The following is a 16,576-nucleotide window of genomic DNA, read 5'->3' as shown; positions in this document are numbered from 1 at the left end:
CGGACTCCTAGTTTTGGTAGGCCGGGTAATCGGTGTAACCCTCGGCGCCGTCGGTGTAGAAGGTGCCCGCGTCGGGCTCGTTGACGGGGAGCCCTTCGCGCCAGCGACGAACCAGATCCGGGTTGGCGATGGCCGGGCGTCCTACAACCACAGCGTCAGCGTGGCCGTCCGAGACGAGCGACTTGGCTTCTTCGGGGGTCGTGATGACGCCGAAGCCGGTGTTCAGCAGGAACGTTCCGTCGAAGCGTGAGCGCAGTTCCTGAACCAGGTCACTCGTGGGCTCCTTGTGGAGCACGCTAAGGTAAGCCAGCTTCAGCGGAGCAAGGGCGTCCACCAGGTAGCCGTAGGTCTCGCGGACGTCGGCGGTGTCCAGCTCGAGGGCGCCCTGCACGTTGTGCTCGGGCGAAATGCGGATGCCAACGCGGTCCGCCCCGATGGCGTCCACAACAGCCTGGACAACTTCGATGACGAAGCGGGCGCGGTTTTCGGGTGAGCCGCCGTAGTTGTCGTCGCGCTGGTTCGCGGCCGGCGTCAGGAACTCGTGCAGCAGATAGCCGTTCGCGGAGTGGAGTTCGACGCCGTCGAAGCCGGCTTCGATCCCGTTGCGGGAGGCCTGGACGAACTCTTCGCGGATCGCGGACAGCTCGTCGGTAGTGAGGGCGCGGGGAACCGGGAAGGCCTGCTTGCCCTCGTACGTGCGGGTCACGCCGTCGATGGCAATGGCGCTCGGGGCGACGACCTCGTGGCCACCGGTGGTGTCCTCGTGGGTGACTCGGCCGGCGTGCATCACCTGGGCGAAGATCCTGCCGCCTTCTTCGTGCACGGCGGCGGTGACCTCGGACCAGCCCTTGAGCTGTTCCTCGGTGACCAGGCCGGGCTGGCCCGGGAAGCCGCGTCCGGCCGGGCTGGGGTAGGTGCCTTCGCTGACAATCAGGCCGAGCGAGGCGCGCTGCCGGTAGTGCTCAACAACCAGCGGTCCGGGAACGCCTTCCCTGCCTGAGCGGAGGCGGGTGAGTGGCGCCATCACGAGCCGGTTGGGCAGTTCCAGTTGGCCGAGGGTCATTTGGGAAAACAGCATGCGCAGTTCCTTTCGCGGTGGATTGTGTCCACTGGCGGAAGCAATCCAGCGCCTGCAACTATTCCGTTTGAGACTCGAATCACGCTTGAATCAGCGTGAGCTTGGCGGTGCGCCGGGGCAGCCCTGACCCTGCGGATTTCGGAGACAGTCGTCCGCATAGTTGCGGGTGATGGACCGCCAGACGCTGACTGTCTGCGGCGGGGCGCTGAATTGTCCCTGGCCCGGGATTGGCAGCGGCGGACCGCCGTTGACCGAGTAGGTCCCTTGGAAGTACGTGGTCAGCACCACCGGGAAGTCGCCGGTCCGGGTGTAAGCGTGGCTGGTGGCCGTCTTTTCACCCCACCGGTCCTGCGGTAACGGGCCACCGGCCGAGTTCTGCGGGCCGAGTGAGGTCCCGTCGCCGTAGTTCCAGGCGTACTGGGCTGGCTTGGCGTCGACGTGGACATCCTGAGCCAGGATCTTGATGTCGAATTGCTGCTCTGCGGCCTCGGCAAAGAAGTTCGTTTCCGCGCCCCGCAGGGTGTGGGGACTCGGCTGCGCGGTAGCCCGGCCCGCGGCGATGGGGAGTTTCTGGAATTCGGTTTGGATCATGGCGGCGATTCGCGGCAACAAATCCTCGGGGCGTGCATCAAACAGACAGGTTGGCCCGGAGTGATAGCTCCAGACCGGATTGGGTACCCCAGCGGGCGCCTTGAGCCAAGTGACGGGAATGCCGTCCTTACCGTTGGGCCCGTTCTTGCATTCCAACACGGTCGCCAGGCACTCAGCATCGAAGTCGCCACCGCCGAGATGGCATTGGAGTTCGTATTTGTACTGGAAGGGATCGCTTGAGATAGCGCCCGGCTCCCGGTGCACGAACTTTCTGGCTTCCTGGTCCCAGCTCCACCCATCAAGACGAGCACCATCGGGCCGCCAGTCACCGAAAATGTCCGGGTCCGCTTGCCCAGCAGACGCGCCCGCGGAAAACGTCATGAGCACTGACAACAGCGCTGCCGACACCCACCTCCTATAAGCAACCGCCGAATCCACGTTTCACCCTACGATTCTGCCGATGTCAAGGAGTTTCCATGCCCCCTTGGCAAAGGTAATGAATAGGAGATTTCCGGTGTCATCCGGCTGAGAGCCGCGGCGAGCGACGCTGCCGTCTTTTCGCATATATGTGAGTGGTGTTTGATGCGCCTGTACGGAAACTTGATAAGTCATATCCGCGCCTTGGACGAATTCAGTGCTGACCGACGGAGTAGTCACCACACCGCCCACCAGCCACCTTCCCTCGGTGTTCCAAGCATTAATGACCGCTTTCGCCTTTCCGCACGGTTCACAATTATCTGAGGTGACGATATTCAATGGCCGCAGATCCCCCGTCTCGTATCCGTAGCTCAGCAGATTGAACCAGTGCTTAGCGAACGCAATTGCGCCTTCCTTCGTCTTTGCCTTCGCAGCCTCCGGGAGCACCGGAACCGGGACGTTCTGCGCCCGGCCCTTGGCGTCCGCCGGTTTATAGCTGGCCGTGTCGGTGGGCTTCGGGGTGGCGCTTGGAGTGGGGGACGCGGATTGGCTCGTCGACGCGGTGCTCGCGGCTGCGCTCGGGGACGCCTGGCCGCTGGTGCAGGCCGTTCCCATGAGTGCCAAGGCGGTGACCAGGGCGACTGCGGTAGCTGACCTGCGGCTGGAAATTGGAGTGCGAGATGTCATGTTCAGCTAATCCCCCGATTGAAATCAAGACGCCTGAATCCAAACAATGCCTAAGGGTAACTGACACCGCACTCTCGCCGTAAGGTTTATCCACAGGCGGCTGGCTCACTTTCGAAGCACAGGCCCCCTGGGAATCAGGCGCCCCAAAAGCCCCAGCCGACTCCCCGGAAATTCCCCGCTATTGCCCGCAGCCAATCCCCAAATGCAGCAGGGCGCTGCTGAAGTCTCCACTCCTGCAACGCCCTGCCGCTGGCCGGACTCTACGCCCGGACCTATTTCCTACTTCTTATTCTCGGCCCCCAGACCCGAACCGCTGCAGCTTGCCATCGCGCCCTGGCCGGAGCCCGAGTTCTTCGAAATCGACTTGCCATCAAAGAAGATTTCGCAGCCGACCTTTGCCGCGGCATTCGAAAAATCCCCCATGACAGACAAGGAGAGCAGATCCGAATTCTTGACGGTCTGCTCCTTCTTCCAGCCAGTACTGACGTCCTCGTTGGACGTCCCGCCGCTGGTCCAGTAACTGACCGAGGCCTTGCCGTTGGTGGTCACCACATACTGGACCTTGTGCTCCGAGTTGAGCGCCTGGTCGGCCGACGAGACAGCAGCGGACAGCACAGCCATCCAGATGGCGGCGATGACAATGCTCAAAATTCCCAGCACGAGGCCCGCGATCGCGGCCCCCTTCTTGGCGAACTTGCGGGTGGCACCGATGAGGCCAAACAGGACGGCCAGCGGGCCCAGGACAAAGGCCACAATGCCCATGACCGGAATGAACGAAAAAACGACAGCCACAATGCCGAGCACCAGCGCGGTAATGCCCCAGCCGTTACCCCGCGAAGCCGGCGCCGGAGCGCCGCCCAGGGACGGAACGGTGGACGTCGGCGCGTCCGCGGGCGCGGTGCCGTGTGAATTGAAAGTACTCATGATTCCCCATATTCATGGCCAGGCAGCGCCTGGCGGTGTGAAGTGCCCGGGCCCAAGCGCCCCCATGGCGCGGAGGGGCATCTCCGCCAACGGCCAAATACCCTCACGGGCGGCCATTGACTGCGATGCAATCCGGACAAAAAGAACGTTAGGGAGGGGGTCGGACAATTTAGTGGCGGGATCCCGACCGACAACCCAGGCAATCACTTCCGATGGCCTCTGGCATTTTTCTACACGGGACAGAACAATGAGCCCATGATGTTCGAACACGCAGACAACAGCCCCATCCTGAACCTGTCCGAGGATGAGACCTGGAAACTCATCGAAGGCACACAGCACGGCAGGCTCGTCGTCACCGTGGCCGGAGAACCGGACATTTTTCCGGTGAATTACGCCGTTAATAACCGCAAGCTCTACCTGCGCACGGCACCCGGCAACAAGCTGGCCGAGCTCACCATCAACGCCAAGGTGCTGTTCGAAACTGACGGCATCCTCTCCGAAGAGGCGTGGTCGGTAGTAGTTCGCGGCACAGCACGGGTCTTGGAGCAGTCGGCGGACATTGCCGCGGCGGAGGCGCTGGGACTCAAACCGTGGGTGCCAACCCTGAAGGACTTCTACGTCGAGATCGACCCGACGTCGGTCAGCGGCCGGCACTTCCAGTTCGGCGAGCACCCCGAACGGGAGGTCTAGGCCAAGTCCGCGGCCGGGCACCGCCGCCTAGACTTAAACCATGGCGGACAGTCTCACCCCGGAGCGGCGCAGCTGGAACATGTCCCGCATCAGGGGGAAGAACACCAAGCCCGAACTGCTGGTCCGCCGGATGTTGCACGCCAAGGGCTACCGCTACCGGCTACACGGCACAGCCCGCGGCGGCAGGCTCCCCGGAAACCCCGATCTGGTATTCGCCGCACGCCACAAAGTCATCTTCGTCAACGGCTGCTTCTGGCACTTCCACGACTGCCGGGTGGGCCAGCATGCCCCCAAATCCAACGCGGAATTCTGGGAGGCCAAGCGGTCCAGGACCCGGACCCGCGACGCCGAACAGCGCCGCCTGCTCGAAAGCTCGGGCTGGGAAGTGCTCACTGTCTGGGAATGCGACCTCAAGGACCTCACTGCCCTGGAGCAGCGGCTCGAGACCTTCCTGACCGACAATGCCTGACCCACTACACCTGATGGGCCGCTATCAGCCACTCGGCCATTTGCCGCGCCCGGCCGGCGGCCACCCGGTCTCCCCCGGCCGCGGCGACAATCGAACCTTTCATCAGGATGTACCAGGACCGGGCGAAGGACTCCGGGTCAACCAGGGCCGCCTCCTCGGCGAGCTGCTGCACATGGCCCCGGATCTTGTCGAGGTAGTCGATGCTTGCCCGGCCCAGCGGATGGGTTGGCCCCATCTCCAGCAGGATGTTGACGAAGGAACAGGCCTCGAAGTCCTCCCGCGCGAACCAGTCGGCAAAGACATCGAAGATGGCTAGCAGCTGCTCCACCGGGGTGTGGCCCCGGCGTCGGGCCTCGGAAATGATGGTGGACACCGTCCACTGCCGGTCCCGGCGCTCCAGGAAGGCGAGCACCAGCTGGTCCTTGGAGGCGAAGTGACGGTAGAAACTGGCCTTCGCCACCCCGGACCGGGCGATCAATTCATTGATCCCCACATCCCGCACGCCACGACGCGAAAATAATTCGTACGCAACGTCCAAAATGCGTTCCCGGATGCCGGTAATCTCAGCAGCACCGACGGTGGCTTCACCGCCGGCCGCAGGAATGCGACCGCCGCCCGCGCGAGGGGGCTGTGGGGGCGTTGCCTGGGAATTGGTTGAAACAGACATCAAAAATATCTTACCGCTACGCGAGACAGACTGGTCTACCTGAGCTAAAATCGACACTCGGGGACTAGGACTCTATTGGTCAGTATGTGGGGATACTACGAACTCCGCAGGAGAGCACCATGCCACACTTGTTGTTGTCTACCGAGACCCGCACGCGGCACGCCGCCCGGAGCCCCGAAACACATGAGGATCTGGAGCCCCTGCGCCGTCAGGTTTCCGCCATCATCGACGCCATCCTTTCCGACGACAAGCCGGAAGAGGCCGCTGTTCGTGAACAGCTCCGCGGGCACGTCGCCGACAATCCCGGGGAGCCGGAAAAGGCCCTCCTGGCCCATCTGCTGTCCGTCTCGACCGCCCTCCGCGACGACACCGCGTAGGTTTTCCGTCAGCGGCTGATCGTTGCCTGCCGCACGACTTCGCCCCAGGACTGCTGGGCCAGGTCCGCCACCGAAGCCAGGATTTCCGACGGCGGCAGGGACAGATCCAGCGGGAACTCCACCACGTCGATGTCCGTGTTCAGGATCCGCCGCAGCTTGATTTCGCCGGTGCCCGCATACACCAGCCACGCCGTGGGAACCCGCAGCGAGGTGCAGTACGCCAGCATCCGGTAGTGGTCGGCGGACAGCGAGGCGCCGACGTCGGACGCCGCCTTGTACTTCGCGTCGTACACCATCACCGGCCGGCCGCCGAGCAAATGCACCGCGCCCGGCTGGACCATGATCCGGTCGGAGTCCCGCACCGCTTCGTTGAGCATCGCGTTGTAGCGCAGCCGCATCTCGCCCGGGTAGGCAGCCATGGCTTCGCGCAGCGCGGTCCCGACGAAGTCCTCGAAGACCTTGGACATGTCCACCACAAACGACGCCGAGTGCTGCCTGCCGTCCCCCGCCTCGGCCGAGGCGTTGCGCAGGATGACCTCCGCAAGCCGGAGGGCTGCGTGGTAGCGGATGTTCATCCGGCTGGCCCGCCACGGCGGCAGCGGGGCGCCGGACTGCAGCCGCGTCACGGCGTCGAGCTTTCCCTTCAGCCGGCGCAACCGGCTGAGCACGTCCGCCCGGACCCCCGGCACCTGGGCCATGCGTTCGAGGGCGGCGCGGAGGATGCGGTTTTCCGGGATGTCCTCGGTGAACTCGTCGTAGGACACCTCCAGCGGCACCAGCATGCCGGGGCGGCGCGAGATCTGGTCCGACATCCGGATCCGGCCCTTGACGGTGCGGAGCGACTCGTCGACGTTCAGGTAGCCCTGCAGCACGCCCCGGCTGAGGGCCCGGTCGGTGAGTTGCGCCAGCGACTCGGCGAGGGCGCACCAAAGGTCCGTGTCCTCGATGGCGGCCACGGCGTCGTCCCGGAAGCCCTGGTGCTCCGTGTAGCCGAGCAGGAACAGCAGCCGGTGCAGGCCCAGCCGCTCCTTGGGCCGCACCTCCAGCTGCACCGACGGGGTGCGCACGGAGCCCACCTTGCCGACGGGTTCGATCCGGAACAGGCCCATGCCCAGCGGCGAGGCCTTGGCCAGCCCGCTGCCGTTGATGTAGGCGGCGCTGCCGGCGTCGATCCGTTCCACCACTCCCCCGGACAGCTCGTCCAGGACGATGTGGCGGACGGAGCTGCCTGGGGCAAGGCTAGACGCGCGCAAGGCGCGCCATCAGTTGTTCGAGGCCGAACCGCTCCTCCAGCTGGGCCCGGTTGAGCTGGCCGTGGTAGTGCTCTTCGAGCAGCGGCATCAGCTCGTACTTCCAGATCCGGCGCAGCCCGGTGGGAGTTTGGGCGGCCTTCTTCATGAAGTAGGACGGCCCGATCATCAGGTCCCGGTCCCACTCGTCAATGGCGTTGTTCAGCTCGTCGAGCAGCAGCGCCGGCGTCGTGTCCAGGTCGCGGGCCTGCAGGAAGCGCAGCAGCGAGCCCTTCACCGGCTCGGTCTTGGGGTGCAGCTCGATGAAGGAGAACCGGCGGCGGATGGCCGCGTCCATCATCGCGATGGACCGGTCCGCGGTGTTCATGGTGCCGATGATGTACAGGTTGTCCGGCAGCGAGAACGGCTCGGTGGGGCTGTACTGCAGGTAGATCCGGTCGTCACGGTATTCCAGCAGGAAGTACAGCTCACCGAAGACCTTCGCCAGGTTGGCCCGGTTCATCTCATCGATGATCAGGAAGTACGGCTTGCTCTCGTTGCCGGGCTTGGCGGCCTCCTCGGCCAGCCGGCGCAACGGTCCGGCGACGAGTTTAAAGGAGACCTGGCCCTCGTCGGTCTTGTCCGGCCGGTAACCCTCGAAGAAGTCCTCGTAGGCGTAGGAGGGGTGGAACTGGACCAGCTTGACCCGTTCGTCGCCGGTGTCCCCGGCCAGTTCGGCGGCGAGGTGCTTGGCCAGGTAGGTCTTGCCGGTGCCGGGCGGGCCGTAGAGCACCAGCTGGCGGTTTTCCTCCAGCAGCTCGGCGATTTCCTGCAGCGGCTCCAGGTCCATGTGCAGGGACGCGGCGAATTCCGCCGTCAGCGGCCGGAACCCCTCGCAGGGCTCGACGACGGCGTCCGGCTCGGCGCCCTCGTCGGCATCGGCCTCGGCTTCGGCGGGAAGCAGGGTCTCCAGCGCCTGGATCACCCGGGTGACGTCCACGATGATCCCGGAGCTGGCCAGCTGCCGCTGCACGTGCCGGGGCAGTTCTGTCATCGAATGGACCTCGTCGAACCAGCGGACCTTGCGGCGCAGCCGGCGGTTGTCCTCGTGGTGTTCGGGTTCGCCCAGCACCACGCCCACCCGGACGCTCCCGGAGGTCTGGTAGAGGGTGAGGTCGCCCGGTTTCATCACGGTCAGGAAGGCGAAGACCGCGGATTTGGTGTCCTCGCGCTCCACATAGCTGAGGTGTTTGTAGTCCTCGTCCACGGCGTGCTGGACCACGCCTGCGGTCACGCCGGGATCGAGCAGGCGGAGGTGTTCGACGTCGAGTGTCACCGCTTCCTCGTCCTGCCAGGCGGCGAGGACGTCCGCGTTGTCGTGGTGGCTGCGCAGCAGCCAGGCGCGGCGGCCGGGATCGCCCACCTTCCGCCACTGACTGACCAGCTGCCGGGAGTACCAGTCAATCCGCTGCCCGGCCTGCTCGTCGAGGTGCAACCGGATCCGGTGGATGTCAGCGGAAACTTCCTCGTCGGAGTCGCCCTTGGCGCCGCCAACCAGGGAGGCGAACGCGTCCCGGATCTCCTGGCGTTCGACGTCGGCCACGACGGGTTCGAAGTAGCCGGGCCAGACCAGGAATTCGATGCTGCGCCGGATGGCGGGCTGGTCTTCGGGGGTGCCCATGGTGAGTTCGTGGAAGGCGAGCGGGTCCTTGATCGCGGCCTGCACGACGCCGGCCGGCCGCTGGGCGATGTGCCGCACGAAGCGGCAGAGCCACTTCAGGTGGTCCCAGATGGTCCAGTTGAATTCGGCGGTGCGGTCCCGGATGACGCCGTGGTCCGTCATGCCCGCGTACAGTTCGTCGGGGAGCTCCAGCGGCGGCTCCAGCCAGGATGCCGCCTCGGCCACGCGGGCCCGTTTGACCTTGAGCGACTTGACTTCGTGCGCCAGCGGCAGCGACTGCAGGAACAACAGCTCCACGGCCAGCTGCTTCGCCCCGCGGGTGGCGCCCTCCAGGTTTTCGCGAAGGTTGGTCATCATGGGTGCCTTGGGGTCCGGGACGCCCCGCTCCAGGCGCTCCAGCAACTCCGAGGCCGCCGGCACGGACCACGTCCTGGTCCGGCCGTCCAGCGGCGACGCCTTGCCGAGCAGCCCCGGGCCAAGCACAAACCACGCCGCGTCTTCGATCTCCTTGGAGATGCCGAGGGCGCGGTGCATGGCGGGCTTTTTGTTGGGGGTCATGCCTTCAATTTACAGGCTTAAGCTGAACACCCGCATCACGCCGCGGGAGCGGAATTACCCGTGAGTAGCTTTCGGCCGCGGTTCCGACGGAGACCGCCGAGGGACGGCCGGGGCTCTATTTGACGGCCGGGCGGCGCTTGACGCCGAAAGTGAAATAGGTTCCCGGGCCGACGAAGTTGATCAGGGTGGCGGCCCGCCAGAGCGCCTTGCTGCCGCGGATCTCCTCCGCCGGGCGGCGTGAAATGTCGCGCTGGGCAGCAATCAGGAGGGACAGCTGGACGACGGCCGCCGTGATGGTGCCGAACTTCGCCATCGGCGAGAGCTCTTTCCAGGTCTTCTTCCGCGCCTTCATTTTGCTTCGCTTGGCCATGATCCGTGCTCCTAAGGTTCTCATCGTGCAGGCATCCCGCGGGCCTGTTCAGTCTAGGACCGATCCCGGCAGCGAGGTAGGGGCTAGTGGGTCTGGCGGGCCGCCATGAAGGGGGCGAGCGTGGCCTTCTGCTCCGGGGTCAGGCGCAGGACCCGCCCGGTGGCCTCATCCACGAATGCCAGGTGGCTGCTTGCCTTGACGCAGTCCTCGCCCGTGACGGGGTCCTGGACGAGGTAGTGGATGTCGAAGCTGGCGCCCTTGACCGCGCCGACCCACAACTGCACCACGGCGGGAACGTTGCGGTATTCGAGGGTCCGGACGTAGCGGATCTTGTGCTCCACGACCAGCGCCAGGGTGCCCTCCGGGATGTCGTTGAAGAGCGAGACCTCGGGCTCGACGCCGGGCAAGCCCGCACCGCGCGGCGGCCCGAACGCCGCGATCCGGGCCTCCTCCAGGATCCGGACGAGCTGCACGTTGTTGATGTGCCCGTACGCGTCCATGTCGCCCCAGCGCATCGGCACCTGCACCTCGAGGCGCCGCGGTTCAACGGCCCGCTCGGCTCCGTGGGCAGCGGGCTCCCCTGGCACGGCCGCGTGCTCGGCCCCGGGGGCAGCTCCGGCGCTCAACTGTGCACCGCCGTCGGCTCTTCCAGGACGGACGCGTCGGCGTCCTCCCCGGCGAACTGGGACATGTACAGGCGGTAGTAGGCGCCCCGCAGTTCCAGCAGCTCCGCGTGCCGGCCCTGTTCGACGATCCGTCCGGCTTCCATCACCAGGATGGTGTCGGCGTCCCGGATGGTGGAGAGGCGGTGGGCGATCACGAAGCTGGTGCGCTCGGTGCGCAGCGCGGCCATGGCCTTTTGGACCAGCACCTCGGTGCGGGTGTCCACCGAGCTGGTGGCTTCGTCCAGGATCAGCAGCGACGGGTTGGCCACAAACGCCCGGGCGATGGTGATGAGCTGCTTCTCGCCGGCGCTGACGTTGTTGCCTTCCTCGTCGATGACGGTGTTGTAGCCCTCCGGCAGCGCCCGCACGAAGCGGTCCACGAAGGTGGCCTTCGCGGCCGCTATGATCTGCTCCTCGGTGGCGTCCAGCTTGCCGTAGCGGATGTTCTCGTAAATCGTGCCGCCGAACAGCCAGGCGTCCTGCAGGACCATGCCCACCTTGGAGCGCAGTTCGGCGCGGCTGAGCCGGGTGATGTCCACCCCGTCCAGGGTGATGGCCCCGGCGTTGAGCTCGTAGAAGCGCATCACCAGGTTCACCAGGGTGGTCTTGCCCGCGCCGGTCGGGCCGACGATGGCCACCGTGTGCCCGGGCTCGGCGGTGAAGGACAGGTCCTCGATCAGCGGCTTGTCCGGGGTGTAGCTGAAGGTGACGTGCTTGAACTCGACGTGCCCGTCGGTTTTGGCCGGGAGGTGCTCGGCGGCGGTCTCGGCGTCCTGTTCGTCGGCGTCAAGGAATTCAAAGACCCGCTCGGCGGAAGCCACGCCGGACTGCAGCATGTTGGCCATGCCGGCCATCTGCCCCAGCGGCTGGGTGAACTCGCGCGAGTACTGGATGAACGCTGTGGCGTCGCCCAGGCTCATCCCGCCCGAGGCGACCCGCAGCCCGCCGACGACGGCGATCCCCACGTAGCTGAGGTAGGAGACGAACTGCATAACGGGCATGATCATGCCGGAAACGAACTGGGCGCCGAAGCTGGCCTTGTACAGCTCCTCGTTGCGTTCGTCAAAGCGGGCCAGCATGTCGGCGTCGCGGCCGAAGACCCGGACCAGGTCGTGGCCGGAGAAGGATTCCTCGATCTGGCCGTTGAGCTCGCCGGTGTTCTTCCACTGCGCGGCGAACAGCTTCTGGCTGCGCGCGCCGATGATGCCGGCAGCCACGCCGGAGAGCGGGAGGGCGATCAGCGCAATCAGGGCCAGCTGCCAGGACACGATGAACATCATGATCACGATGCCGATCACGGTCAGCGCGGAGTTCACCAGCTGCGCGAACGCCTGCTGCAGGGCCTGCTGGATGTTGTCCACGTCGTTGGTGACGCGGGAAAGGGTGTCGCCGCGCTGGCGGGTATCGAAGTAGTTCAGCGGAAGCTTGTTGAGTTTCTTCTCGGTGTCGTCGCGGAGCCGGCGGACCACGCGCATCACAAGCACGTTGAGGACGTAGCCCTGCAGCCACAGGAAGATGTTCGCGACGAAGTACATCACCAGGACCACGCTGATCAGGAAGGCGAGCTTCTGGAAGTCAATGCCCACGCCCGGAATGACGTCCATCCTGGCCAGCATGTCCGCGAAGTTGTCCTGGCCCTGGGAGCGCAGTCCGGCGATGAACTGGTCCTTGGTGGCCCCGGCCGGCAGTTGCTTGCCAACCACGCCGCCGAAGATCACGTCCATCGCCTGGCCCAGGATGCGGGGCGCGATGACGTTGAGCACGACGGCGACTGTCACCATCGCGAGGACGGCGGCGATGCCGGACCGCTCGGGTTTCAGCAGGCCCATCAGCCGTTTCGCCGAGGGCCAGAAATGCTGGGCCTTCTTCGCGGGCACGGCGCCGAACATGCCGCCGTCGGCCTCGCCGGGGGTGAATTCCTCCTCGTAGAAGTCCTCCTCGGGCACCCCGCCGGGCGTCTCGGCAGGCGCTTCGTGGGGAGCCTTGCCGGCGGAGTCGGGGCTGAGCTTTTTGTTGGTGCTCATGCGATGGCCTCCGCGGTCAGCTGGGATTCGACGATTTCCTGGTAGGTGCTGGAGCTGGCGAGGAGCTCCTCATGGGTTCCGCGGTCCACGATCCGGCCGTTGTCCAGCACCAGGATCTGGTCCGCGTCCGCGATGGTGGAGACGCGCTGGCCCACGATGATGACGGTGGCGTCCGCGGTCTTGGCCTTGAGCGCCTTCCGCAGCCGGGCGTCGGTGGCGACATCCAGTGCGGAGAAGGAGTCGTCGAACAGGAAGACTTTGGGTTCGGTGACGAGCGCGCGGGCGATGCAGAGCCGCTGGCGCTGGCCGCCGGAGACGTTGGTGCCGCCCTGGGAGATCCGGGCGCCGAGGCCGTTCTTCTTCTCCCGGACGAAGTCGGCGGCCTGGGCCACGGTGAGGGCGTCCCAGAGTTCCGCGTCGGTGGCGTCGGATTTGCCGAAGCGCAGGTTGTGCTCGATGGTCCCGGAGAACAGGTACGGCCGCTGCGGCACCATCGCGACGCGCCCGGTGATCTCGGCGCGGTCCAGCTGGGTGACCGGGACGCCGTCGAGCAGCACCTCGCCCGAGGCGGCGTCGAAGAGCCGCGGCAGCAGCGCCAGCAGGGTGGTCTTGCCGGCGCCGGTGGACCCGATGATCGCCACGGTCTGGCCGGGTTCGGCGGTGAAGCTGATGTCGCTGAGCACCGGCGCCTCGGCGCCTGGGTAGGCGAAGGAGACGTTGCGGAATTCCACCCGGCCCGCCTTGGCGGCCGGGGCGACGGGGGTGAGCGGCTCGTGGATGGAGGGTTCGACGTCGAGCACCTCGCCAATGCGGTCCGCGCAGACCGAGGCGCGCGGGATCATCATGGCCATGAAGGTGCCCATCATGACGGCCATCAGGATCTGCAGCAGGTACTGCAGGAACGCCGTCAGCGAGCCCACCTGCATCTCCCCGGCGTCCACGCGCTGGCCGCCGAACCAGAGCACGGCTGCGGTGGAGACGTGCAGGATCATGCCGATCGCCGGGAACATCAGCACGAACAAGGCGCCGATCTTCAGCGAGACGTCGGTGAGTTCCTTGTTTGCGGCGCCGAAACGCTGCGCTTCGTGTGGCTCGCGGACGAAGGCGCGGACCACGCGGATGCCGATGATCTGCTCGCGCAGGATGCCGTTGAGCCGGTCAATCTTGGCCTGCATGGAGCGGAAAAGCGGCATCAGGCGGACCACCAGATAACCGACGACGACCACCAGGAGCGGGACGGAGACCCAGACCAGCCAGGACAGGTTGAGGTCTTCGCGGAGGGCCATCACGATGCCGCCGATGCACATGATGGGTGTGGCCACCATGAAGTTCAGCCCCATCAGCATGAGCATCTGGACCTGCTGGACGTCGTTGGTGCCGCGGGTGATCAGCGTCGGGGCGCCGAAGACGTTGACATCGCGGGCGGAGAAGCTGCTGACCTTCCGGAAGACGCCGCGGCGCAGGTCCCGGCCGAACGCCATAGCGGCCTTGGAACCGAAGTAGACGCCGGCGATCGCGGTGACCACCTGGACCAGCGCGACTCCGAGCATCAGCCCGCCGGTGCGCCAGATGTAGTCCGTGTCGCCGCGGGAGACTCCCTCATCGATGATTTGGGCGTTCAGGCTGGGCAGGTACAGGGCCGCAATGGTGGAGGCCAGCTGGAAGACGACGACGGCCGCTATATACGGCAGATACGGCTTGGAGTAGCGCCGTATGAGGGTGACAAGCATGCCCACGGATCCTTAGGGATGGTTCATGAATCGCAGAAGAGGAAAAAGCAGAAGTCCGGCAAGGAAAGGAATAGCAGATGGGGCCGACAGCCTCAGCTGTCCCACTCTACGAAATCCCCTGCCGGGGTGAAACCTCCGGCGTCGAAGGTGCTCGTGTTGCCGCCGGGAAAAACGGCCCCGCAGCCACCCTCATCGGGTGGCCGCACGGCCGCATCCGTTCTTTTGCTACTCGCCGCGATGCCGGCCGTGGGTGGCGATGTAGTCGGCGGCGGCGCGCTGCAGCTTGCGTTCCTTGGCGAGCTGGCGCCGCAGCGTGGTGAGCTGCTCGGCAACCCGGGCCTGCTCCGCCGCGATTGCGCGCTGCTCCGCGGCCTGCTGGTGGATGGCCCGCAGAGCCTCCGCCAGCTGCACCTGCTGCTCGGCGAGCAGCCGCTGGGTCTGCAGCAGCAGCGGCACGATGTCGGCGTCGTCGGCGCGGGCCTCGGCCACCATCGTCCGGGCCCGGAGCCTGGCACCTTCGCGCTCGGCCCTGGCCGCGCCGTCGCCGTTCTGGCGGCTGTCCAGGTCCTGCCTGGCCGCGTCCGGGAACCGGGACCCATTGGTGCGCTGCCGGCTCAGGACCTCGATGAACTCACGGTCAAGGTCGACGATGCCGGTGGCGGGACCGTCGTGCCCGGCCGCTGCGGAAGCGACGGCGTCGTGCCCGGCGGCGGACCCCGCTGCGGGACCGGAAGCGACGGCGGCGTGGGCGGCTGCCCCGGCGGCTGCTTCGACGCCTGCGGCGGTTCCCGAACCGGTGACGGCGGCGGAGGCGGAAGCTTCCGGCCGGATGTCCACGGTGCGGCGCAACGGCTTTTCCTTGATGAACAGGATGGCCACCAGAGCTACAAGACCGACGACGGCGGAGATCAGGAAGACCTCGGCGATCGCGTCACCGTAGGCGGCCCGCATGATGTCGCGGATGGGTGCCGGCATGTCCTTGAGGTCCATGCTGGCCCCCGTGGATCCTGCGGGGACCTTGATTCCGGCTTCAGCGAGGCCTTCGACGGCGAGGTCCTTGACCCGGTTGCCCAGCACGGCGCCGAGGACCGAGACGCCGATGGCGCCGCCGACGGACCGGAAGAAGGCTACCGAGGCGCTGGCCGTGCCGATGTCTTTGGCCTGGACCGTGTTCTGGACGGCGAGGACGAGGTTTTGCATCAGCAGGCCCAGGCCGACGCCGAGGATGGCGGTGTAGATCCCGGTCAGCCAGAGGTCCGTGGTGTGGTCCATGCTGCCGGCGAGGCCGAGGCCGCCGATCAGCGCGACGGCGCCCGCGATCAGGTAGCGCTTCCATTTGCCGGTCCGGCTGATCAGCTGTCCGGAGAGCACGGAGCCAATCAGGTTGCCCGCGATCATGGGCAGCGTGAGCAGGCCTGCTTCGGTGGGGGTGGCACCGCGGGCCACCTGGAAGTACTGGCCCAGGAACGTCGAGGAGCCGAACATGCCCACGCCGACGGCCACGGAGGCGAGGATGGCCAGGGCGGTGGTGCGCTCGGAGATGATCTTGAGCGGGATGATGGGCTGGGCCACCTTGGATTCCACCAGCACCAGCAGGCCAAGGAGCACAATGCCGCCGCCCACCATGGCGACCGTCTGCCAGGACCACCAGTCGTAGTAGTCCGGGTTGCCGGCGAAGGACACCCAGATCAGCAGCAGGCTGACGCCGGAGGTCAGCAGGATGGAGCCGAGCCAGTCGATCTTGGCCGGGCGTTTGACGTGCTGGATCTTCAAGGTGACCTGCAGCAGGATCAGGGCGACGACGGCGAGCGGGACGCAGACGAAGAAGGTCCAGCGCCAGCCGAGCGGGCTGTCGACGATGAAGCCGCCCAGCAGCGGGCCGCCGGCGGTGCCGACGGCCATGACGCCGCCCATGTAGCCGGAGTACTTGCCGCGGTCGCGCGGCGGGATCATGGAACCGATGATGGCCTGGGCCAGGGCGGTGAGGCCGCCCATCGCGATGCCCTGGATGACGCGGGCGGTCAGCAGCAGCGGGATGGTCTCGGACAGGCCCGCCATGACGGAGCCGGCCACGAAGATCACGATGCTGAGCTGGACCAGGACCTTCTTGTTGAAGAGGTCAGCCAGCTTGCCCCAGATCGGGGTGGTGGCCGCGTTGGCCAGCAGTGCCGCGGTGATCACCCAGGCGAAGTCCGTCTGGGTGCCCTTGAGCTCGGACATGATGGTGGGCAGCGCGTTAGCCACGATGGTGCTGCTCAGGATGGCGGTGAAGAACGCCGCCAGCAGGCCGGTCAGCGCTTCCATGATCTGCCGGTGGCTCATGGCCGCCTGCGGTTCGTGGTGCGGTTGTGGTGCGGGGGCCGCTTGCGCGGTGGGGGCCGGGGACGGCCCGGCGGCAGCAGCGTGGCTAGCCATAGAT

15 protein-coding genes are annotated in these 16,576 nt (G+C 66.3%); 3 read left to right on the top strand and 12 right to left on the bottom strand.

Going from position 1 to position 16,576, the window contains the following annotated elements:
• Nucleotides 1-7: 7 nt before the first annotated feature.
• The 4 genes from AC1MBE_RS13420 to AC1MBE_RS13405 all read right to left on the bottom strand — a co-directional run bounded on the left by AC1MBE_RS13420 (nucleotide 8) and on the right by AC1MBE_RS13405 (nucleotide 3,697).
• Nucleotides 8-1,078 (bottom strand): alkene reductase, encoded by a 1,071-nt coding sequence (locus AC1MBE_RS13420; RefSeq protein ID WP_479778981.1) that lies wholly within the window; start codon nucleotides 1,076-1,078, stop codon nucleotides 8-10.
• A gap of 90 nt (nucleotides 1,079-1,168) precedes the next feature.
• Nucleotides 1,169-2,077, bottom strand: a complete 909-nt coding sequence (locus AC1MBE_RS13415; protein WP_479778980.1) for a hypothetical protein — start codon at nucleotides 2,075-2,077, stop codon at nucleotides 1,169-1,171.
• A 33-nt stretch (nucleotides 2,078-2,110) separates the two neighbouring features.
• Nucleotides 2,111-2,773 (bottom strand): DUF6318 family protein, encoded by a 663-nt coding sequence (locus AC1MBE_RS13410; RefSeq protein WP_479778978.1) that lies wholly within the window; start codon nucleotides 2,771-2,773, stop codon nucleotides 2,111-2,113.
• Nucleotides 2,774-3,052: 279 nt separating this feature from the next.
• The gene (locus tag AC1MBE_RS13405; protein ID WP_479778976.1) at nucleotides 3,053-3,697 is read right to left on the bottom strand and encodes a TrbL/VirB6 family protein; all 645 of its coding nucleotides are present in this window, start codon (nucleotides 3,695-3,697) and stop codon (nucleotides 3,053-3,055) included.
• Between the two features lie 255 nt (nucleotides 3,698-3,952).
• On the opposite strand from AC1MBE_RS13405, the gene AC1MBE_RS13400 reads away from it, so the two are divergent.
• Nucleotides 3,953-4,387, top strand: coding sequence for a pyridoxamine 5'-phosphate oxidase family protein (locus AC1MBE_RS13400; RefSeq protein WP_479778974.1), 435 nt, complete (start codon nucleotides 3,953-3,955; stop codon nucleotides 4,385-4,387).
• A gap of 40 nt (nucleotides 4,388-4,427) precedes the next feature.
• The gene (locus AC1MBE_RS13395; RefSeq protein WP_479778973.1) at nucleotides 4,428-4,856 is read left to right on the top strand and encodes a very short patch repair endonuclease; all 429 of its coding nucleotides are present in this window, start codon (nucleotides 4,428-4,430) and stop codon (nucleotides 4,854-4,856) included.
• Nucleotides 4,857-4,860: 4 nt separating this feature from the next.
• Here AC1MBE_RS13395 and AC1MBE_RS13390 read toward each other — a convergent pair whose 3' ends face one another.
• Complete coding sequence (locus AC1MBE_RS13390) at nucleotides 4,861-5,523, bottom strand: TetR/AcrR family transcriptional regulator (protein ID WP_479778971.1); 663 nt, start codon at nucleotides 5,521-5,523, stop codon at nucleotides 4,861-4,863.
• A gap of 119 nt (nucleotides 5,524-5,642) precedes the next feature.
• Between AC1MBE_RS13390 and AC1MBE_RS13385 the strand changes: the two genes are divergently transcribed.
• Nucleotides 5,643-5,900, top strand: coding sequence for a hypothetical protein (locus tag AC1MBE_RS13385; RefSeq protein WP_479778970.1), 258 nt, complete (start codon nucleotides 5,643-5,645; stop codon nucleotides 5,898-5,900).
• Nucleotides 5,901-5,908: 8 nt separating this feature from the next.
• Here the strand turns inward: AC1MBE_RS13385 and AC1MBE_RS13380 are convergent, their stop codons facing one another.
• The 7 genes from AC1MBE_RS13380 to AC1MBE_RS13350 all read right to left on the bottom strand — a co-directional run bounded on the left by AC1MBE_RS13380 (nucleotide 5,909) and on the right by AC1MBE_RS13350 (nucleotide 16,572).
• On the bottom strand, nucleotides 5,909-7,153 hold the full coding sequence (locus AC1MBE_RS13380) for a 5-methylcytosine restriction system specificity protein McrC (RefSeq protein WP_479778968.1): 1,245 nt from the start codon (nucleotides 7,151-7,153) through the stop codon (nucleotides 5,909-5,911).
• On the bottom strand, nucleotides 7,140-9,368 hold the full coding sequence (locus AC1MBE_RS13375) for an McrB family protein (protein WP_479778966.1): 2,229 nt from the start codon (nucleotides 9,366-9,368) through the stop codon (nucleotides 7,140-7,142). Before AC1MBE_RS13375 ends, AC1MBE_RS13380 begins: the two co-directional genes overlap by 14 nt.
• Before the next feature lie 115 nt (nucleotides 9,369-9,483).
• The gene (locus tag AC1MBE_RS13370; RefSeq protein ID WP_479778964.1) at nucleotides 9,484-9,738 is read right to left on the bottom strand and encodes a hypothetical protein; all 255 of its coding nucleotides are present in this window, start codon (nucleotides 9,736-9,738) and stop codon (nucleotides 9,484-9,486) included.
• An 83-nt stretch (nucleotides 9,739-9,821) separates the two neighbouring features.
• Nucleotides 9,822-10,253 carry an acyl-CoA thioesterase gene (locus tag AC1MBE_RS13365; RefSeq protein ID WP_479782605.1) on the bottom strand — a complete coding sequence of 144 codons (432 nt, stop codon included), beginning with the start codon at nucleotides 10,251-10,253 and terminating at the stop codon, nucleotides 9,822-9,824.
• 107 nt (nucleotides 10,254-10,360) lie between these two features.
• Nucleotides 10,361-12,427 carry an ABC transporter ATP-binding protein gene (locus AC1MBE_RS13360; protein WP_479778962.1) on the bottom strand — a complete coding sequence of 689 codons (2,067 nt, stop codon included), beginning with the start codon at nucleotides 12,425-12,427 and terminating at the stop codon, nucleotides 10,361-10,363.
• Nucleotides 12,424-14,157 (bottom strand): ABC transporter ATP-binding protein, encoded by a 1,734-nt coding sequence (locus tag AC1MBE_RS13355; protein WP_479778960.1) that lies wholly within the window; start codon nucleotides 14,155-14,157, stop codon nucleotides 12,424-12,426. Before AC1MBE_RS13355 ends, AC1MBE_RS13360 begins: the two co-directional genes overlap by 4 nt.
• A 225-nt stretch (nucleotides 14,158-14,382) precedes the next feature.
• A complete protein-coding gene (locus AC1MBE_RS13350) occupies nucleotides 14,383-16,572 on the bottom strand; it encodes an MDR family MFS transporter (RefSeq protein WP_479778958.1) in 2,190 nt (729 codons plus the stop codon).
• Nucleotides 16,573-16,576: the final 4 nt, after the last annotated feature.

Source organism: Arthrobacter sp. BG5, assembly GCF_056680155.1.
The sequence above is the reverse complement of the archived record's forward strand: the minus strand, read 5'-3'. Positions and strand labels throughout refer to the sequence as shown.